This window comes from Qipengyuania pacifica, assembly GCF_019711555.1.
GTDB lineage: Bacteria > Pseudomonadota > Alphaproteobacteria > Sphingomonadales > Sphingomonadaceae > Qipengyuania > Qipengyuania pacifica.
Genome location: NZ_JAIGNQ010000002.1, coordinates 774,773 through 793,063 on the forward strand (window position 1 = coordinate 774,773; position 18,291 = coordinate 793,063).

The 18,291-nt window shown below is 60.2% G+C and carries 19 protein-coding genes; 11 read left to right on the forward strand and 8 right to left on the reverse strand.

Going from position 1 to position 18,291, the window contains the following annotated elements; all coding sequences use genetic code 11:
• The first annotated feature begins 59 nt into the window (after positions 1–59).
• Positions 60–515, forward strand: a complete 456-nt coding sequence (locus K3177_RS09000) for a DUF1465 family protein (protein ID WP_221597963.1) — start codon at positions 60–62, stop codon at positions 513–515.
• On the opposite strand, the gene K3177_RS09005 is transcribed toward K3177_RS09000, so the two are convergent.
• Positions 516–1,979: a glycerol kinase gene (locus K3177_RS09005; RefSeq protein ID WP_221597964.1), complete on the reverse strand. Its 1,464-nt coding sequence runs from the start codon at positions 1,977–1,979 to the stop codon at positions 516–518.
• Between the two features lie 62 nt (positions 1,980–2,041).
• Here K3177_RS09005 and K3177_RS09010 point away from each other — a divergent pair, with 62 nt between their 5' ends.
• The 6 genes from K3177_RS09010 (at position 2,042) to K3177_RS09035 (ending at position 9,027) form a co-directional block, all read left to right on the forward strand.
• Positions 2,042–2,914, forward strand: coding sequence for an MBL fold metallo-hydrolase (locus K3177_RS09010; protein WP_221597965.1), 873 nt, complete (start codon positions 2,042–2,044; stop codon positions 2,912–2,914).
• Positions 2,899–3,585: a DUF4230 domain-containing protein gene (locus K3177_RS09015; protein WP_103022444.1), complete on the forward strand. Its 687-nt coding sequence runs from the start codon at positions 2,899–2,901 to the stop codon at positions 3,583–3,585. The genes K3177_RS09010 and K3177_RS09015 overlap by 16 nt, the downstream gene beginning before the upstream one ends.
• 90 nt (positions 3,586–3,675) lie before the next feature.
• Positions 3,676–4,452 (forward strand): hypothetical protein, encoded by a 777-nt coding sequence (locus K3177_RS09020; RefSeq protein WP_221597966.1) that lies wholly within the window; start codon positions 3,676–3,678, stop codon positions 4,450–4,452.
• Between the two features lie 70 nt (positions 4,453–4,522).
• A complete protein-coding gene (gene nadA / locus K3177_RS09025) occupies positions 4,523–5,509 on the forward strand; it encodes a quinolinate synthase NadA (RefSeq protein WP_103022442.1) in 987 nt (328 codons plus the stop codon).
• Between the two features lie 24 nt (positions 5,510–5,533).
• Positions 5,534–7,651, forward strand: a complete 2,118-nt coding sequence (locus tag K3177_RS09030; protein WP_221597967.1) for a prolyl oligopeptidase family serine peptidase — start codon at positions 5,534–5,536, stop codon at positions 7,649–7,651.
• Between the two features lie 59 nt (positions 7,652–7,710).
• Positions 7,711–9,027, forward strand: coding sequence for a DUF2254 domain-containing protein (locus K3177_RS09035; RefSeq protein WP_221597968.1), 1,317 nt, complete (start codon positions 7,711–7,713; stop codon positions 9,025–9,027).
• A gap of 2 nt (positions 9,028–9,029) precedes the next feature.
• Here K3177_RS09035 and K3177_RS09040 read toward each other — a convergent pair whose 3' ends face one another.
• Positions 9,030–9,938, reverse strand: a complete 909-nt coding sequence (locus tag K3177_RS09040; protein WP_221597969.1) for a DMT family transporter — start codon at positions 9,936–9,938, stop codon at positions 9,030–9,032.
• 54 nt (positions 9,939–9,992) lie between these two features.
• Here K3177_RS09040 and K3177_RS09045 point away from each other — a divergent pair, with 54 nt between their 5' ends.
• Positions 9,993–11,105, forward strand: a complete 1,113-nt coding sequence (locus tag K3177_RS09045; RefSeq protein ID WP_221597970.1) for an alkene reductase — start codon at positions 9,993–9,995, stop codon at positions 11,103–11,105.
• A gap of 22 nt (positions 11,106–11,127) precedes the next feature.
• On the opposite strand, the gene K3177_RS09050 is transcribed toward K3177_RS09045, so the two are convergent.
• Both K3177_RS09050 and lipB read right to left on the reverse strand, forming a co-directional pair.
• Positions 11,128–11,451, reverse strand: coding sequence for a hypothetical protein (locus tag K3177_RS09050; RefSeq protein ID WP_221597971.1), 324 nt, complete (start codon positions 11,449–11,451; stop codon positions 11,128–11,130).
• Positions 11,448–12,119 carry a lipoyl(octanoyl) transferase LipB gene (gene lipB, locus K3177_RS09055; RefSeq protein ID WP_221597972.1) on the reverse strand — a complete coding sequence of 224 codons (672 nt, stop codon included), beginning with the start codon at positions 12,117–12,119 and terminating at the stop codon, positions 11,448–11,450. The genes K3177_RS09050 and lipB overlap by 4 nt, the downstream gene beginning before the upstream one ends.
• A 58-nt stretch (positions 12,120–12,177) precedes the next feature.
• Between lipB and K3177_RS09060 the strand changes: the two genes are divergently transcribed.
• Positions 12,178–13,002 carry a glycerophosphoryl diester phosphodiesterase membrane domain-containing protein gene (locus tag K3177_RS09060; RefSeq protein WP_221597973.1) on the forward strand — a complete coding sequence of 275 codons (825 nt, stop codon included), beginning with the start codon at positions 12,178–12,180 and terminating at the stop codon, positions 13,000–13,002.
• On the opposite strand, the gene K3177_RS09065 is transcribed toward K3177_RS09060, so the two are convergent.
• On the reverse strand, positions 12,999–13,607 hold the full coding sequence (locus K3177_RS09065) for a class I SAM-dependent methyltransferase (protein ID WP_345725382.1): 609 nt from the start codon (positions 13,605–13,607) through the stop codon (positions 12,999–13,001). The genes K3177_RS09060 and K3177_RS09065 overlap by 4 nt on opposite strands.
• A 121-nt stretch (positions 13,608–13,728) precedes the next feature.
• Here K3177_RS09065 and K3177_RS09070 point away from each other — a divergent pair, with 121 nt between their 5' ends.
• The gene (locus tag K3177_RS09070; protein ID WP_221597975.1) at positions 13,729–15,093 is read left to right on the forward strand and encodes an MFS transporter; all 1,365 of its coding nucleotides are present in this window, start codon (positions 13,729–13,731) and stop codon (positions 15,091–15,093) included.
• On the opposite strand, the gene arsC is transcribed toward K3177_RS09070, so the two are convergent.
• From arsC to K3177_RS09085, 3 genes are read right to left on the reverse strand one after another with little or no spacing between them, the layout of a single operon-like run.
• Complete coding sequence (gene arsC / locus K3177_RS09075) at positions 15,090–15,434, reverse strand: arsenate reductase (glutaredoxin) (protein WP_221597976.1); 345 nt, start codon at positions 15,432–15,434, stop codon at positions 15,090–15,092. The genes K3177_RS09070 and arsC overlap by 4 nt on opposite strands.
• A gap of 22 nt (positions 15,435–15,456) precedes the next feature.
• Positions 15,457–16,002 (reverse strand): (2Fe-2S)-binding protein, encoded by a 546-nt coding sequence (locus K3177_RS09080; RefSeq protein ID WP_103022433.1) that lies wholly within the window; start codon positions 16,000–16,002, stop codon positions 15,457–15,459.
• Between the two features lie 22 nt (positions 16,003–16,024).
• Positions 16,025–16,792: a class II aldolase/adducin family protein gene (locus tag K3177_RS09085; RefSeq protein ID WP_196846818.1), complete on the reverse strand. Its 768-nt coding sequence runs from the start codon at positions 16,790–16,792 to the stop codon at positions 16,025–16,027.
• 119 nt (positions 16,793–16,911) lie between these two features.
• On the opposite strand from K3177_RS09085, the gene K3177_RS09090 reads away from it, so the two are divergent.
• Entirely contained in the window at positions 16,912–18,279 is a 1,368-nt protein-coding gene (locus K3177_RS09090; RefSeq protein ID WP_221597977.1) for an MATE family efflux transporter, read from the forward strand.
• Positions 18,280–18,291: the final 12 nt, after the last annotated feature.

Here is an 18,291-nt window from a genome sequence, read left to right on the forward strand (position 1 = left end):
GGGACAACAAAGATTAATCCGCTGGAGCCTTCGACTGGTTGGGTTTATCGGCCCCCACCATGTCGGCACGTAATATCAATCACGAAATCATCGAAGAACTGTATTCGGAAGCGCTGATCCTAGCGGACGACGCACGGGCAGCCTTCGACCTCCGCTTTCAGGACAATGCAGCCGACTGCAATGATCTGACGCGCGTTGCACTTTCAATCGAAGGTCTGCGCACCACCACGCGCCTGATGCATGTACTGGCGTGGCTTCTCAATCACCGCGCCTACATGGCCGGCGAATTGTCCGATACGCAGCTTGAGCATTGCGGCACCTTGCCGGAAGAACGACAGGCCGATGCCGACAATCTTGCCCGGCTGGAGCCGGAAACGCGCGCGTTGATCGAGGAGAGCGAACGGCTGCATGCCCGGGTCGCGCGACTCGATCGCGAAAGGCGCGCAGATATTGCCGTAAAGATGCCCGTGGCCTCCCTACAGGGCCGCATTGCCAAGGCGTTTGCCACAGGCTGATCAGGCCGCACTGAGCGCTTTCGAGTAGCGGGCAAGGCGCGACGTTCTCACATCGCCATCCATCTTCGGCGAAAATGTAGTCGTTTCACTGCGCATGGTGAGAGCTGCCGTTTCGAGGTCGGCGTGGAGACCGCATCCGACCGCGGCCAGAATGGCAGCCCCGAGAGCTGTGGTTTCGATAAAGTCCGGTCGTTCGACTTCTATTTCGAGAATATCTGCAAGGTCCTGCGCCATCCAGTCGTTGGCGCTCATCCCGCCATCGATTCTCAAATGCGTCCAGGGAGCACCATCGGCAGCGAAGGCCGATGCGAGATCGTGCGTCTGATGGGCCATTGCCTCCAGCGCGGCCCGGGCGATCTGCGCGCGTCCGCTGGCAAAACTGAGCCCGGAGATGACCCCCCGCGCATCGGGCAGCCAGTGCGGCGCACCGAGCCCCGCCAGAGCCGGAACAATAACCACCTCCCCGCTATCGGATATCGAGCGCGCGAGTTCTTCCGTTTCCGCTGCGCTGCCAATAAGGTTCAGTTGATCGCGCAGATACTGGATCAGGCTGCCCGCAACAAAACACGCCCCTTCGATCGCATAGGTCCTCTCACCATTTTCCTGATAGAGCACGGTGCCCAGCAGGCGGTTATCCGAATGCGGAATCTCCCGTCCCTTGTTGGTGAGAACGAAAGCACCGGTACCATATGTCGCCTTGGTTTCCCCGAAGGATAGACAACCCTGCCCGATTGTCGCCGACTGCTGATCGCCGGCGAGACCGCAAATGGGAACGGCGGCGCCCAGCCATTGCGGATCGCAATCGGCGAGCCTCCCATGCGTATCCACCACTTCGGGCAAGGCAGCAGGCGGGACCCCGAACAATTCGCATAGATCGCCATCGAACTGCGCCCCATCGAGCGAGAGCAGCAACGATCGACTGGCATTGCTGGCATCGCTGATATGTGCCCCGCCGGATAGCTTGTAGACCAGCCAGCTCTCTATCGTGCCGAAGGCGAGCGAACCATTTTGTGCGGCAGCCTGCACCGCAGCGTCGTGATCCAGCATCCATCGCATCTTGGTGCCGGAAAAGTACGGATCGAGTAACAGGCCGGTTCGCTTTTGGACCATCACTTCGTGGCCATCGGCTTTCATGGTAGCGCAGAAATCCGCCGTACGCCGGTCCTGCCATACAATCGCGCGAGCGAGCGGTTCGCCCGAATTGCGGTCCCAGGCCACAACTGTTTCGCGCTGATTGGTGATCCCGATGGCGGCGATCCGCGGAGCATCCTGGCCGATGACCTCTCGCGCGCATTTCAGGGTCTTGTCCCAGATTTCGCCTGCATCGTGCTCTACCCAGCCCGGCCGCGGGTAGTGCTGGGTCAATTCGGCCTGTGCGACTGCCTCCATCGTTCCATCGCCCGCGAAAACCATTGCACGGGTGGAAGTGGTCCCGGCGTCCAGGACGAGGATACAGTCGGCCATGCTCTCTCCCTTGCATCAGGCTGGACGTGACATGGCGCACCCCAGCCCCCATATGCAAGACCATGGCTGGACCTCCTCCCAAACCGTGGCCCACAGGCAAGGCAATGCAGCTCGAGCCGCTGGTGCGCCGCGTACTCGCGCCGAACCCGTCGCCCTATACCTATACCGGCACCCAGACCTACATTGTCGGCATGGGCGATGGATGCGCGGTTATCGATCCCGGACCGGATGAGGAAGCGCACCTCCTTGCACTGGAGGCGGCCATTGGCGATGAGCATGTCTGCGCGATCATGTGCACGCATACGCATCGCGATCATTCGCCCGCCGCCAGAACACTCGCAGCACGGACCGGTGCGCCCATCGTAGGTTGTGCCCCCCTGGTGCTGGACGATAGCGGCCCGCGTGCCGACGCCGCCTTCGACCGGACGTACGAACCCGATCGCGTGATGGAAGATGGCGAACAGATGACCGGCCCGGGCTGGACGCTTTCCGCCGTCGCAACGCCGGGGCATGTATCCAACCATTTGTGCTTTGCGCTGGAGGAGAGTGGCGCACTGTTTACGGGCGATCACGTCATGGGCTGGTCGACCAGCGTGGTCATTCCGCCGGATGGCGACATGAACGACTATATGAAGAGCCTTGAAAAGCTCTACGCCCGTAGCGACACGGTTTTCTATCCTGCCCATGGCGAAGCGGTCGAAAAGCCTCGTCAGCTGGTACGCGGCATGATCGGTCATCGTCGCCAGCGGGAGAATCAGATTGTTCGGCATCTTGCCGAAGGGCCACACCGGGCGGCCGATTTCATACCCAAGATGTACAAGGGTCTCGATCCCAAACTGTTCAAGGCAGCAGAGATGTCGGTGACGGCCCATCTCATCGATCTGGAACAGCGTGGCCTAGTCGCTCGTTCGGGCGATATATGGCAGACGATCTGAAGACCCGCAAAACCACCGTAGAGCCGCAAGTCAGGCGCGAACAGTCACTCGCTCGCACGCAGGCGGTGCCGTGGCTGATCGTCATCGTGCTGCTCGCAGCGGCAGCCTGGCTCGGCTGGCGTGCCTTTTTCTATCACGAGGAAGGCGATCCGGTGGGTAGCGCCATGCTGGCCTTCGAGAAGCAGAATTCGCTGACCGTCTTCTCCAGCCGCTTCGAAGTCGTGGCGGAAAGCGAGGATCGACGCGGCATCATGGGAGTGGATCTGCTGAAGAGCAGGCAAGCGGCCATCATACCCGCAACAGTCGAATATCGGCTCGATCTTTCGACCATGGACCGCGACAGGTTCGAATGGAATGACAGCAACGACACAATGACGGTGGTGTTGCCGCAGTTGCGCATTTCGCGCCCCAATCTCGACGAGGCCGAGCAGAAGACCTTCACCGAGGGCACCTATGTGAGCCGCGATGCCAGCGCCGATCTAGCACGGAACAATTCCCGTCAGGCCGAACGCAAGGCGGCGGAGTTTGCCAAGAATCCAGAGGTGCTCGCCCTGGCACGCCAGGCGGCCAAGGACGCGGTGCGCCAGAACCTCGCCATTCCACTCGAAGTGGCAGGGTATGGCAATGTCACCGTGAATGTGCGGTTCGATGGCGAGAAGCAGCCGGGCTGATCCATCCCGGATTGACGCACTGGCACCTCTGGGAGTAAATCTGCGCACACAGAACAAGGTCGCTCGGTTCATCGCCTGAGGATTTCGAGTATGGCCACTGCTGCAGCGCCGCAGGTTCTTGTCGATCGCGGCAATACGCGTTTTTTCACCACAATGGCTTTCGCAATGGCGGCGGTCATTGTTGCCGGTTTCTCGCTCAATCTGGCGATGGGCCGATCAACCTTCGCATCGCCTATCGTTTTTCATGTGCATGCCATGATCTTCATGGGTTGGGTCGGCCTGTATGTAGCCCAACACGTCACTGCCTCGCGTGGACAATGGGCCTTGCACAGATCGCTGGGCAAACTCTCCTATTTCTGGGTGCCTGCCATGGTGGCAGCGGGCTGTACGATCATGATATTCGTCGCTCGGCGTACCGGTGGGCCATTCTTCTTCAATGTCAGCGAATTTCTGATTGGCAATCTCGTTGGAGTGATGACCTTTGGCGGTCTGGCGTGGTGGGCGCTCAGAATCCAACGCTACACGGGATGGCACCGACGGCTGATGCTGGTCGCGATGAGCATTCTGACCGGCCCGGGTATCGGGCGGCTTTTGCCCATGCCCCTCCTGATACCCAATGCGTGGACAATTTCCTTTTGCGTGACGCTGACCTTTCCCGTGATCGGCATGGTGGCCGACAAGCGCAAGTTCGGGCGCGTCCATCCTGCCTATTGGTGGGGCATGGGGATTCTCGTCGGAAGTTTCGCCGCATCGATGGTTCTGGCTTTCTCTCCGGCCGGTTATGCCATCACCAATTGGGTGATTGCAGGCACGCCCGGAGCCGAACGCCCGATCGAGGCTTATCTTCCGCCTGGCTTTACCATGTGAAACCCGGAACGCCCTCGCCTTCCGGCCCGTTCGGTCTATAGAGGCCACAATTGGACCAACGGGACACGCAATGACCGCACAGACCGACCTGCCCACCGGACAGGATTTGCTTGCCGAGATCGACCGCCTCCGCAAGGAGAAGAACGCGATCATCCTCGCGCATTATTACCAGACCGCCGATATTCAGGATATTGCCGACTTCGTCGGCGACAGCCTCGAACTGTCGCGCAAGGCTGCCGATACCGATGCGGACGTGATCGTTTTTTGCGGCGTGAAGTTCATGGCCGATACGGCCAAAATCCTCAGCCCTGAAAAGATCGTGGTTCTGCCGGACATGGACGCCGGTTGCAGTCTTGAAGACAGCTGCCCGCCCGAAAAGTTCAAAGCCTTCCGCGAAGCGCATCCGGATCACATCGCGCTCACTTACATCAACTGTTCGACGGAAGTGAAAGCGCTGAGCGACGTTATCGTCACCAGTTCGAGCGCAGAAACGATTATCAGCCAGATACCTGAAGACCAGAAAATCATCTTCGGCCCCGATCGGCATCTGGGCGGCTATATGAGCCGCAAGTTCAACCGCGAAATGCTGTTGTGGCCGGGCGTGTGCATCGTGCACGAAGCCTTCAGCGAAACTGAACTGCTGAAGCTCAAGGCGCAGCATCCCGGCGCCCCGGTTGCCGCCCACCCCGAATGCCCGCCGACGATCGTCGATCATGCCGATTATGTCGGTTCGACCAGCGGCATCCTGCAGTTCGCGCAGACCTTCGAAGGCGATACGCTGATCGTCGCGACCGAACCGCACATCATCCATCAAATGGAAAAGGCGCTGCCTGAAAAGAATTTCATCGGCGCCCCCGGTGCGGACGGAAACTGCAGCTGCAACATCTGCCCCTATATGGCGCTGAACACGATGGAGAAGATGTACGCCTGCCTGCGGGATCTGGAACCGCGCATCGAGATCGAGGAAGGCCTGCGCCTGAAAGCCAAGCAGAGCCTCGACCGCATGCTGGAAATGGCCAGCGGAACGATCGGCAAAGGCGATCTGGGCAAAGTCTGAACTGAGTACGAGGGGAATTACATCATGGTCGCACGCTGGGCGCTGGCCGCCGCACTTGCATTCGCTCCCACGGCGATAGCCGCACAGGATACGGACGCAGACGATCCGTATATCTGGCTTGAGGAAATTCAGGGCGAACGGGCCCTGGCAAAGGTCGATCAGTGGAACGCCGATACCGAAGCCGTCCTGACGGATCAGCCGGAATATCCGCTTGCCAAGGCATGGGCGAAGCAGATCCTCGACGATACGCGCCAGATCGCCCTGCCCGATGCCATCCAGGGCGACATGGTGACCAACCTGTGGCGCGATGCGGATAACCCCCGCGGGCTGTGGCGGATCGCCAGCCTGGAAAGCTATATGACCGGGGCCCCCGAGTGGCGCGTTCTGATCGACGTCGATAAATTGGGCGAAGACGAAGGACAGAGCTGGGTCTGGCACGGAGCCAATTGCCTTGCCCCCGAATACGCCCGCTGCCTTATCGCGCTCAGCCCCGGTGGCACCGACGCTGATGTCGTCCGTGAATTCGATGTCACCACCGGCCGCTTTGTCGATGGCGGCTTCACCTTGCCGGAAGCGAAGTCGAACGTCGCGTGGTTCGATGAGGATACGCTGTTCGTCGGCACGGACGAAGGCGACGGATCGCTGACGGATTCGGGTTATCCGCGCCTGGTCAAACTTTGGGATCGTGGCACGGATTTCTCCGCTGCGCGCCAGATTGCGGAAGGCGAGCAGGCCGATATCAGCGCTTCGGGCTTTTCGGTGCTCGACGGGGATACACGCTGGCGCTTCGTCAATCGCAGCCCGAGCTTCTGGACCAACCAGATCTCCCTCGTAAAAGAGGATGGCAGCACGGTTCCCCTGCCCTTGCCCGAGGATGCCGAATTCGAGGCGGTGCTAAACGGCCTTGTCATTGCAAAGCTCAATTCCGCGCTCGAGACGACGGGCGGCACCGAGGAGCCGGGAGCCTTGGTTGCATGGTCGCTCCAAAGCGTTCTCGACGGCTCCGACCCTGCGCCGTTCGCCGTTTTCCGGCCGAGCGACACGCAGGCGATCGAAGAAGTGGCCGCTTCGGAAACAAAGCTGTGGGTCAAGGTTCTCGATGACGTTTCAGGAAAGCTGATCGAACTTTCGCCCGGCCAGTCTGGATGGACGGCGCGCGACATGGAACTGCCTGCGAACAGCACGGTCCAGATTGCCGAAACCAGCGGCACGGGCGATACCGCCTTCGTCAAGGTAGAGAGCATGCTCACGCCTCCCACGCTCTACGCCGTTCCCAGCGAAGGCGAAGCGGTCGCCATTGCCAGCGAGCCCGCCCAGTTCGACGCAAGTAAGTTCACGGTCGAACAGAAATTCGCCACTTCGAAGGATGGCACCAAGGTCCCCTATTACCTCGTTCGGCCGAAAGATGCGCAAGGACCGCTGCCCACGTTAATCCATGCCTATGGCGGCTTCCGCGCGGCGCAGACACCCAAGTACCTCACGGCGGAACCCTATCGAAGCGGGCCGCTGGGGCTGTTCTGGGTTGAAAGCGGCAATGCCTATGTGCTCGCCAATATCCGGGGCGGCGGCGAATACGGGCCACGCTGGCATGAAGACGCGCTGCGCGAAAAGCGGCAGAACAGTTTCGATGATTTCCATGCAGTGGCCGACGATCTCGTGGCGAGCCGTCTGACGACGCCGGGCCACATCGCTGCGAGCGGCCGGTCGAACGGCGGTGTGCTGGTGGGCGCCGTCGCCAACCAGCGGCCCGACCTTTACGGCGCCATCATCAGCGGAAGCCCGTTGATCGATATGCGCCGTTACAACAAGCTTCTCGCGGGTGCGTCCTGGATGGCGGAATACGGCAATCCCGATGTTCCCGAGGATTGGGCCTTCATGAAGGAATGGTCCCCCTACCAGAATATGTCGGACGGGCCCGACGTACCGGCCGCCTTTTACTATCTGTCCACATTGGATGACCGGGTGCATCCCGGCCATGCTCGCAAGGCTGCCGCCAAGCACGAAGCGTACGGGCAGACATTCTATTATCACGAATACCGCGAGGGTGGGCATTCGGTCGGTTCCGACCATGAAGAAGACGCAAAGCGCGCGGCGCTGCTGCTCTCCTATTTGAACCGGGAAATCGGCAAGGATGTGGATTAAGGCACGCAATTGCAGGTGAAGCGTTCATCCCCTGATCAACATTGCCAGGGGATGGCCGCTTGACCGCCGACATACGTTTTTTCTGGGCACGGCTTAACGCGAATTACTGGTTCTATCCGGCGTTGTTTTCCATCGTCGCGGGAGTGCTGGCTTTCGTTATGGTCGCCCTCGACCGCGCAGGCTTCGCGGAGTTTCTGAACGACATAAGCTGGATCGTCCCTGCGCGTCCCAAGGGCGCGTCCGACATGCTCACGGTCATGGCTGGCAGCATGATCGGCGTCGCTTCGACCGTATTTTCGATTACAATCGCTGCAGTGGCCTATGCCAGTGGCAATTACGGTCCGCGGCTGCTCACGAATTTCATGGAAGATCGTGGCAACCAACTGAGTCTGGCGACCTTCATCGGCAGTTTCGTTTATGCTCTCGTCGTTCTGCGCGCTGTTAGGACAGAAGACGAAACGCCGACGAATGCCCTCGATGCAGCAACCACGGCCCTTCCCGGTTTCGTACCGCAATTATCACTGCTCGTTGCATATGCCCTCATGGGCATGTGCGTGGCCGTCCTCGTTTATTTCCTCAATCACATCCCTTCCAGCATTCGCATCAACAAGGTTCTCGAGGGGATCGGAGAGAGATTACTCAAGGCAATTCGGGAAACATATCCTGTCGAGGAAGAGTTTCGCGACGCGGTTGAACAGAAAGGCGGCGAGCCGCTGAGAGCTTGGCATACTGGGTATGTGCAGCTGATCGATTTCGAAGATCTGGAAAAAATCGCCAAAGAATGCGGCTGTACCTTTTCGCTACGCATACGTACCGGCGATTTCGTCCATTGCGAGATGCCCTTCATCGATGTCGACGGATGCAACCCGGACGACGTCGAGGAGCGGGTTCGCAAATGCTTTACCCTGGGCCCATCACGCACTCCCGAGCAGGATCCGCAATTCCTGATCGACGAGCTGGTAGAGATCGGGCTGCGGGCCTTATCGCCGGGGATTAACGATCCCTTCACCGCCATAACAGCCCTGCATTGGCTGGGGGCAGCCACAGCAGAAATCGGGCGACGGGATCTCCGTAAGGACATCTGTGGTAAGGATGCGGACGCTTGCCCGGTCATCCCCCTGCCCGACGATTTCGCCCATTATGTTAGTCGCGGTTTCGGAGCGATCCGCAGCGCGGTTGCGGATTCCCCGATTGCAGCAGAAGTGATGCTCGATACGCTCGCCAACGCAGCCATCCCGGTTCAGGATGAGCGCCGTCGCGCCCTTCTGAAAGACCAGGCGGAAAAGCTTGCAGGTCAGGCTCGCCTATCTTTGGTCGGGCCCGACCTCGACCGTTTCGAACGCCACGTAAGCACTTTCAACAAGGCCTTCTGGTAATCCTATCGAACGCGCCCAGCCTTGCCCGGGGCTCGTGCCAAGACAAGTGCTGCGCCGACCAGCACCATACCAAAAATATCGAGCGGTTCGAGCAATTCGCCGAATGCCAGCCATCCCACGGTGGCCGCGATCGCAGGCTGGGTCAGCAGCGCCATGCCGATGACCAGCGGTGAGAAATTTCGAAGAGAGAATACCAGCAACCCCTGGCCAATGACCTGGCTGCTCAGGGCGAGCACCAGAATGGGTGTCCATCCAGCGGCACCGGGCCAAACTGGTTCGCCTGTCGCGACGGCCATGCCCAGCAATATCGGCGCTGCAGTCAGGCTGACCAGCAACAGGACAAACCAGGATCCGAGGACCGCTCGCGCCCGTTGGGCAGGCAACAGATAGAACGCATAGAATATGCCGGCCGCTAGACAGAACAGGTCGCCGATAAAGGTCGTTGCCGATATCTCCATGCTACGGCCCAGCAGGATCCCTGCTCCTGTAATGGCAGCAATCACTCCCACTCCCTCCCCTCCCGAAGGAGCGCGACGGGCGGCGATCAGACCCCAGATCATCAATATGATGCTGCCCGCATTTCCGAACAATGTGGCATTTGCCAAGCGGGTTCGCTCGATCCCGATGTGCCAGCTTGCCAGATCGACCGCGAAGAAACCTCCGGCGATCAGGCAAAGCACTGTCAGCTTCTTGTCCAAGGGCCCAGGCGAACGAGACCTCCAGGCCAAAAAAGCCAGTATCGGGACCGGCAGGATGAGACGCCAGAACCCTGCCGATACCGGTCCGGTATCGGACAGACGAACCAGCCATGGGCCGAGCGCCAATGCCGCATTTCCCGCCAGCAACGCTGCAAAGTGCCATGCACTTGCCTGAAAGCCATTCTTGTCCGGCCGGCTGCTTGTCTCGTCCATGACGCGCCCCTAGCTCAAAGGCCAAGTCGCGCCAGCAAAAAGGATTTGCCCCGCATGCACGAAAGTCTGTTTCAACCACTCACCATGGGCTCGCTCGAGGCCGCTAATCGCATATTCATGGCCCCGCTGACCCGCGGTCGATCGACCCAGCCCGGATCCATCCCCAACGACATGATGACAACGTATTACCGTCAACGTGCCGGCGCAGGGCTCATCATCACCGAGGCTACTGGTATCAGCGTCGAAGGCCTTGGCTGGCCCGCTGCGCCTGGTATCTGGAGCGATGAGCAGGTTGAAGGCTGGAAGCAGGTCACCAGTGCCGTTCATGAAGAAGGCGGTCTGATCGTCCTGCAAATGTGGCACATGGGCCGACTGGTGCACCCCCTGTTCCTCGGCGGGAATCCGCCAGTTTCCGCCAGCGCAACCAAAGCGCCCGGCCACGCGCATACTTTCGAAGGACGTAAGGATTACGAACAGGCGCGCGAAGCCACGAAGGAAGACATCGCGCGTATCGTGGAAGATTATCGCCACGCCGCAGAAAACGCCAAAAAGGCCGGGTTCGATGGAGTGCAACTGCACGGAGCGAATGGCTATCTCGTCGACCAGTTCCTGCGGGACAGCACCAATCTGCGGACCGATGAATACGGCGGCAGTGCCGAAAACCGCACTCGATTCCTGCGCGAAGTGCTGACCGCCCTTGTCGATGTGTGGGGTGCCGATCGCGTCGGCGTCCGTCTGTCGCCCAATGGCGAAACGCAAGGCTGCGACGACAGCGATCCCGCGACGACTTTCGGTGCGGCTGCCAAGGTCGTAGAAGAGCTCGGTCTCGCGTTCCTGGAACTTCGCGAGCCGGGTCCAGACGGCACCTTTGGTAGCACCGACGTGCCAAAGCAGAGCCCGCTCATTCGCAAAATCTATTCCGGCGCGCTTATCCTCAACAGCGACTATTCGCCCGAGGAAGCGACTGCCGATATCGATGCCGGACGTGCCGATGCGGTAAGCTGGGGCCGGGACTTCATTTCGAACCCCGACTTACCGACACGCTTCCGGATCGGCGCGGAAATCAGCCCCAATGTGAACGTACCGCATAGCTGGTATGGTCGCGGGCCTGAAGGATATGTCGATTATCCGGCGTTGAGCGAAGCGGAGCAGACCGCCGCAGAATGATCTCCGTTGCCGGTCGGGGATCTCAATCCTCGGCCGGCTCGGCAGCCTCATCCGGTTCGATCGACGCCGATGCGGCATCCGTTTCCGGATCGACACCCGGTTCTGTAGACTCGCTCGCTTCAGCCGCTGTCTCTCCACTTGAGCGTGACGGAGTTTCCGGCATGGGCGGCGATTGAGAACGCAGTTGATCGAGCGGGATCATAGCGTCGCTGATCGTTCCGCCGAGTACTTCCCCTTTCGCACCTCGTCCGGCTTCCGCCTCGGTTTCCTCAGGTGGCGCATCGTCGCCGCAGGCGGACAGCAAGATCGCACCTGCGACGAGACAAAGTGTCGAACGATAATTCATGGCTGCGCACAGGCCTTTCCATCGAGCGCTCCGAGAAAATCCGCGAAGCGCGCCCGCAATGCCTCATCGAAGGCTGCGGGTGCAAGATCGATTCCAAGCCGCTGCAGACTGGTCACACCAAACTCCTCAATGCCGCACGGGACGATCCCCGTGAAATGCGACAGGTCCGGGGCGAGATTGACGGAAAAGCCGTGCATGGTGACCCATCGGCGGACACGCACGCCGATGGCACCGATCTTGGCCTCGCGCCCATCAATGTCACGCGTCCAGATGCCGATCCGCCCTTCACTGCGCCAGCTTTCGACACCGATGTCGGCGAGCGTGTCGATCACCCATCCTTCAACCGCATGAACGAAGCGGCGCACGTCACGCCCGCGCTCCTTCAGGTCAAGCATGACATACCCAACCCGCTGACCGGGCCCGTGATAGGTGTAGCGCCCCCCGCGGCCCGCTTCGACAACTTCAAATCTGGGATCGAGCAGTTCGGAACCGGTCGCGCTTGTTCCTGCCGTATAAACGGGCGGATGCTCTAACAGCCACACCATTTCCCGCGCCTCCCCTTCGGCAATGGCGCGGTTGCGTACAGTCATTTGGTTTAGCGCTTCACGATAGCCTACAGGCGCTATCTCGCTCCGCCATTCGACGTTTTCGGGGGCTATGGTCGACATGTGCGATTGCGTGGCGACTGACGAAGCGCTTATCAAGGGGCAAACAGAGGGAAGCTGCATGAAATTCGATCTCGACACCGCTTGGAAAGACACCACCAGCCTGTTGACCCGGAACCTCGGGCTTCTGGCAGTCATAGCCGGGGTCTTCTTCTTCATTCCCTATGCTGGGATCGCCATCGCGCTACCCGGGATGGGCGAACTCGAAACGGCACAGGCGAGCGGAAATGTCGATGCCATGATGGCTGCTGTCACCGACCTCTATAAAACCTACTGGTGGGCATTCCTGATCATCGCGATTCTTCAGGGGATCGGACTTCTTTCAATGCTCGCGCTGGTGCGACGCCGCGCCAATCCGACCGTGGGAGAGGCACTCTCCACCGGTTTGCGATCGGTGCCGAGTTATATCGCTGCGCAGCTTCTGCAGACGGCCCTGATCGCCATCATAGCCGCATTGCTCGTTGGTATCGGGGCGGTGACGGGCGTCTCTGCGCTCGCGGCGCTGGGCGGCATAATCGCCTTTGTCGTGATCTGTTACGTCGTGGTCAAACTGTCGCTAGCGGCACCGATCATTGCAATCGAAGGGGAATTGAACCCGGTCAAGGTGCTGAAGCGATCCTGGGTGCTGACACGCGGCAACAGCGTTCGCCTGTTTTTCTTCTATCTGCTGCTTCTGGTCGCGTTCATCGTTCTCTCGGCGGTCATTTCGCTCGTACTGGGGCTGGCCTTCGCATTTGCGGGCGAGCAGGCGGCCCTGTTCGGCGACGCCGTAGTTTCGGGCATTGTAAACGCGGCGATGATCATCGCCATGGTTTGCGTCATGGCGGCGGTGCACACCCAGCTGTCGAGATTTGCCAGCCATGGTCCGGCAGGCGCGGAGGACTAGTCCTTAGCGTCTTTCCAGCCCCAGAAGAGCTGGCAGGGGAGCACGTTCCAAAGCTCGAAACCGCGGTCGATCCTGCGAAAGTGTTTCGCCATGAAATCGCGCGCCTTGGCCGAGAACTGGTAAACCAGGAATGCGCCGCCCGGACGCAGGACTTCGTGTGTCGCTTCGGCGATGGCGGGGCCTACGCCATCGGGGAGCGTCGAAAAAGGTAGGCCGGACAGGACGTAATCCGCGCCGTCATGACCATGCGCCTTCACGATGTCGATTACATCGGCAGCAGAGCCATGTACGGCATGAAACCGGCTGTCGCGGAAATGCTTCTTCAGATAGTCGATATAGAGCGGGTTTGTGTCGATGACGATCAGCGACCCATCCCGCCGAAGCCGGTCGAGCACAGGTTGGCAGAACGTTCCGACACCAGGGCCGTATTCGACGAACACCTCGCAGCGTTGCCAATCCACCGGCGCCAGCATCTTGTTGATCGTAAAGCGCGAGGATGGGATAATTGAACCCACCATCCGCGGTTCTTCGACGAACCCGCGAAAAAATACGCCCCACTGCCCGAAAAGCCGCGAAGCCCGCTTGCGCAAACTCGGCCGTGCGATGGCACCAGCACCGTGATGTCCGGTCAAAATTGCGTACCCTGTGACTGTTTCATCGAACCCCGCCTGTGCCAGCCTGTCCAACCCATTGCAAGGTCGCTGACGGCGGCGTACCGCCGGTACCATGGCCGACTTCGACCCCGTGAAAACCAGGACCGCGCCTCCAGCGTCGCGTTCGCACGCTATCCCGCGTTCGCGCATGGCGCTGCTATTCATGGTCATGCTGACGACGGCAGCGGGTAATACCGCCATGCAATCCGTCATGCCTTCGATCGGCACCTCGCTCGGCGTGGACGATGTGTGGATCAGTCTGGCTTACAGCTGGTCGGCGCTGCTTTGGGTGGTCTGCGCTCCGATCTGGGCGGAACGTTCGGACAGAAGGGGACGCAAGGCGATGATGGCGCTCGGCATATCGGGCTTCATTGCCAGTTTCCTGCTGTGCGGGCTGATGCTGTGGCTGGGTCTTGCCGGCATTCTCCCCGCGTTCTGGGCGCTGCTGCTGTTTGCCGCAGCGCGCAGTTTGTACGGCGGTTTCGGCAGTGCTGCGCCGCCTGCGGTCCAGGCCTATGTGGCTAGCCGTACGCCGAGGTCGGAACGCACGCAGGCGCTTTCCCTTATCGCCTCCAGCTTCGGCCTTGGAACGGTGATCGGGCCCGCGCTCGCGCCCCTGATGGTCATGCCGGTGCTTGGCCTTGCCGGGCCGTTTCTCGTTTTTGCCCTGATCGGGGCAATCACCCTGATCGCACTGAGGCTGCGCCTTCCGAACGACGAACCCCAGTTCGCCGCTCGCGGCAGCGCGTATGAATCGCCCTATTCCGGCAGCCCTACATCCGAAGTTACGGAGGAAACCCGCGATGAAGACGAGGATGAGGATTACGGGCCTGAACCAGGCAAATTACGCTGGTTCGAGCCGCGGCTGCGCCCTTGGGTCATCTGCGGTCTTCTTGGCGGACATGCCCAGGCAATGGTTTTGGGCATTGCAGGGTTTCTGGTTCTCGACAGGTTGGGCCTCCGCAGCGATCCCATGGCGGGCGCGGGTCCGGTAGGTCTGGTCCTCATGGCCGGCGCGATCGCCACGCTTCTTGCCCAATGGGGTCTGATACCGCGCCTCAATCTCGGCCCCCGGGCAGCTTCGCTTTCGGGCATCGCCATTGCCGCGGTCGGCACGATCGTTCTCGCCCTGGGACAGAACCTGCACACGATCGCGCTCGGCTATTCCATCGCTTCCTTGGGCTTCGGACTTTTTCGCCCAGGTACCACATCCGGAACATCCTTGGCCCTGACCCGTGCGGAGCAGGGTCGAGCGGGCGGCATTACGGCGTCGGTCGCCGGTGCGAGCTTCATCTACGCGCCGGCTCTAGGGGTCTGGCTCTACAACCATTCCGACTGGCTCGGCTTTGGCTTGATCGTAGCGCTCTGTAGCATCGTACTGGTTTACGGCTGGACCGCTCTGCAGGCCGACAGCACGCTGACACAGGATCGCCGCTAGAGGATTTCGAGCACCAGATCCTGCGGACGGCACAGACGCGCACCCTTTTCCGTTTCCACCAGTGGCCTTTCGATCAGGATCGGATCGCTCGCCATTGCCGCCAGGATTTCCTCGTCCGAAGCATCGGGAAGTCCGCGTTCTTCGGCATCGGTCCCGCGCATTCGCAAACCGTCTCTCGGTGCGATCCCTGCATCCCGGTACAGCTGTGCTAGCTTTTCCGCGCTGGGCGGGTCTTTCAGATACTCCACCACTTCGACATCGATTGAAGACAGGTTTTCAAGAATGGCCAGCGTCTTCCGCGATGTGCCACACTTCGGATTATGCCAGATGGTCGCTTTCACGCGTTGATCTCCATGGTTCTGTTCAGTTCTCGCTTGGGTCCGACAATGCCGGAATCTCGCGTGCCGCGTCGCTCGCGCTTATTCCAGGCGCCGGTGCCGCGCTGATGATCTCCTGCCTCCGGGCGACCCGTCCCGCGCGCTGGATGGACCGGACTAACCGCGGATAGACTCCGCAACGGCATAGGTTGGGGATTGCAGCCTTTATCTCTGCCTCCGACGGAGAACCGTTCTTCGCCAGCAGAGCGCTGGCCGCCATGACTATCCCCGGCGTGCAATATCCGCATTGGATCGCCTGCTCTGCCACCATAGCCTGCTGGACAGGGTGCGATCGGTCGCGGCTGAGTCCTTCGATCGTCGTGATGAAGCGACCTTCGGCTTCGGCGATGGTGATCAGGCAGGAACGCAGCGCTTCGCCATCGACGTGTACCATGCAGGCACCGCAATCACCCTCTCCGCATCCATATTTGGTGCCGGTCAGGTTTGCCGCATCACGCAGCGCCCATAGGAGCGGGGTATCCGGTTCCAGTAGGAAACGCACCGGTTTCCCATTGACAGTCATGCTGGTCATGAAACCGGCTTAGCTCAGCAAATCAATATTTCCAGCTATCGTCGATCTTCGACACGCGGCGTTTCCACGCTTCGAAATCGAACACGCCAGCTCCGCCCTGCGATGCCATGACCGAAAGGTCGCGTTGATGAACATCGACAACGTCCTGCGAGATGATGTTCGCCTCGCCCTGGCTGAGCGTAGCCACCTGGATTTCGCAGGCCCGCTGCAATGCCCACATTTTCACGAACATACCTGGAATGGTCTTGTCCATGACTACCGGGCCATGATTGCGCAGCATCAAGATCGAATGATCGCCGAGGTTTTCGACAAGTCGCTCGCCTTCCTCTGCGCGCACCGTGACACCTTCGAAATCGTGATAACCGATCTGGTTCTGAAAGTTGCAGGCATAGAAATTCGTCGGAACCAGTCCGTCTTTATGGCTGCAGACCGCCATGGTCGCTGTAGTGTGCACGTGGCAGATCGCGTCTGCGCGGCGGCCCAGATGTTTATGGAAATAGGCGTGCTGCGTGAAGCCGGCCTTGTTGACCATATATTGCGACTGGCCGACGTTGTTTCCTTCCACGTCGATCTTGACGAGGTTCGAAGCCGTCACTTCGTCATACAGCAGGCCGAACGGGTTGATCAGAAACACGTCTTCTTCGCCAGGCACGGCAACCGAAATGTGATTGTAGATGCTCTCGCCCCAGCCGAGATGGTCGAAGATGCGATAGCAGGCCGCAAGGTCCTGACGCGCCTGCCATTCCGCATCGCTGCATTCGAAATCGCGTGTCTTCATCTGGGTTGCCATGGCGCTCTCTCCATAAGAGGTTTTGTTTCGGGACCTGTATCGCATGGCGCCGCACCTTTGCGCAAGCGAGCCGACTTCGCGCTAGGCAAGCCTGGCGCACCCCGCTAACGCCCCGACCGATGAGCGAGACGGCCAAACTCACCCGCGGGAGTATTCGCGGCCATCTCGTGGGACAGACCTTGCCGATGATATTCGGCGTTGCCGCCATCATGTCGGTCGGGCTCATCGACGCGTATTTCATCGGCAAGCTGGGCGCGCGCGAACTTGCAGCCGTCAGCTTTATCTTTCCTATAACCATTGCGCTCTCCAGTCTTGGCGTCGGCGTAATGGTCGGAATCAACTCGGTCATTGCCCGGGCGCTCGGCGAAGGCGATGTCGCGCGCGCGGAGCGACGGGCGAACTTCGGAGCAATCTTTTCACTCGCTACCGGCGTCGTCCTGGGGCTGGTTCTGTATGTATTGCTCGATCCGCTATTCCGATTGATGCAAGCATCCGACGCGCTGTTGCCACTGATCGGGGACTATATGCGCCCCTATGCCCTTGGCCTCCCTGTCCTTCTTCTCCAGATGGGCCTCAACGGTGTCCTTCGCGGACAGGGTGAAGCAAGGAAAACGAGTTACGTTTCGCTGACCTACTCGGTCGCCAACTGGATACTGGACCCGATCCTGATTACTGGTGCATTCGGTTTCGAAGGCTTCGGCGTGGCTGGCGCAGCCTATGCCACGATTATCGGCTTCTTCATCGCCATCCTAGTGGCTCTGTGGTTGATCAAGGGCGCTCAGCTTCAGATCCATCCAGGCACGATCCGCGAATGTGATATGCGCGCTTCGAGCAAGGCGATCTTGGCAGTCGCGGGCCCCGCCGCCTTCTCCAACGCCATCAACCCGGTCGGCCTGTCCGTACTCACCGCCCTGCTTGCAAGTCAGGGAGAAGCCGCAGTTGCGGGGTTTGGCGCTGCCGGTCGTCTGCAAAGCTTCGCTGTCGTGCCGCTACTGGCGCTCTCTGGCTCGATTGGCGCAATCGTTGGGCAGAACTGGGGCGCGAACCGACCGGACCGCGCGCGAAGAGCCATGTGGTGGGCGGGCCTGTTTTGCGTCGTATACGGGCTGGCAACGGCCATCGTTCTGTTTCTAACCGGTAATTGGTTCGCCGATTTCTTTACCGACAATCCAGCCGTCATTAAGGAATTCGATCGCTATCTCGTAATCTCGGTTTGGGGCTATGCTGGCTTCGGCTTGCTCATAGTAGCCAACGGTGCACTAAATGCAGTCGACAAGGCAGGTTTCGCCCTCGCGCAGAGCGCGGCACGCGTCTTTCTCGTAATGCTGCCCTTCGGCTGGCTGTTGAGAGCGAGCTATGGTTCCGACGCGATCTATGCCGCCGAACTGATCGCCAATCTCGCAGGCGGCGCACTGGCCGCCTTCATCGTTTGGCGCATTCTTCGCGCCGGACCCGAAAAGGTCGGGCAGCGCCAAACCAAACGTTAACCATCGTCGTCC

Excerpts from the sequence above, each read along its gene's own strand:
- K3177_RS09060 (WP_221597973.1), top strand. The coding sequence starts at position 12,178 with ATGAAATTCGATCTCGACACCGCTTGGAAAGACACCACCAGCCTGTTG.
- K3177_RS09030 (WP_221597967.1), top strand. The coding sequence starts at position 5,534 with ATGGTCGCACGCTGGGCGCTGGCCGCCGCACTTGCATTCGCTCCCACG.
- lipB (WP_221597972.1), bottom strand. The coding sequence starts at position 12,119 with ATGTCGACCATAGCCCCCGAAAACGTCGAATGGCGGAGCGAGATAGCG.
- K3177_RS09090 (WP_221597977.1), top strand. The coding sequence starts at position 16,912 with ATGAGCGAGACGGCCAAACTCACCCGCGGGAGTATTCGCGGCCATCTC.
- K3177_RS09050 (WP_221597971.1), bottom strand. The coding sequence starts at position 11,451 with ATGAATTATCGTTCGACACTTTGTCTCGTCGCAGGTGCGATCTTGCTG.
- K3177_RS09045 (WP_221597970.1), top strand. The coding sequence starts at position 9,993 with ATGCACGAAAGTCTGTTTCAACCACTCACCATGGGCTCGCTCGAGGCC.
- K3177_RS09040 (WP_221597969.1), bottom strand. The coding sequence starts at position 9,938 with ATGGACGAGACAAGCAGCCGGCCGGACAAGAATGGCTTTCAGGCAAGT.
- K3177_RS09005 (WP_221597964.1), bottom strand. The coding sequence starts at position 1,979 with ATGGCCGACTGTATCCTCGTCCTGGACGCCGGGACCACTTCCACCCGT.
- K3177_RS09000 (WP_221597963.1), top strand. The coding sequence starts at position 60 with ATGTCGGCACGTAATATCAATCACGAAATCATCGAAGAACTGTATTCG.
- K3177_RS09070 (WP_221597975.1), top strand. The coding sequence starts at position 13,729 with ATGGCCGACTTCGACCCCGTGAAAACCAGGACCGCGCCTCCAGCGTCG.
- nadA (WP_103022442.1), top strand. The coding sequence starts at position 4,523 with ATGACCGCACAGACCGACCTGCCCACCGGACAGGATTTGCTTGCCGAG.
- K3177_RS09010 (WP_221597965.1), top strand. The coding sequence starts at position 2,042 with ATGGCTGGACCTCCTCCCAAACCGTGGCCCACAGGCAAGGCAATGCAG.
- K3177_RS09015 (WP_103022444.1), top strand. The coding sequence starts at position 2,899 with ATGGCAGACGATCTGAAGACCCGCAAAACCACCGTAGAGCCGCAAGTC.
- K3177_RS09085 (WP_196846818.1), bottom strand. The coding sequence starts at position 16,792 with ATGGCAACCCAGATGAAGACACGCGATTTCGAATGCAGCGATGCGGAA.
- K3177_RS09080 (WP_103022433.1), bottom strand. The coding sequence starts at position 16,002 with ATGACCAGCATGACTGTCAATGGGAAACCGGTGCGTTTCCTACTGGAA.
- K3177_RS09020 (WP_221597966.1), top strand. The coding sequence starts at position 3,676 with ATGGCCACTGCTGCAGCGCCGCAGGTTCTTGTCGATCGCGGCAATACG.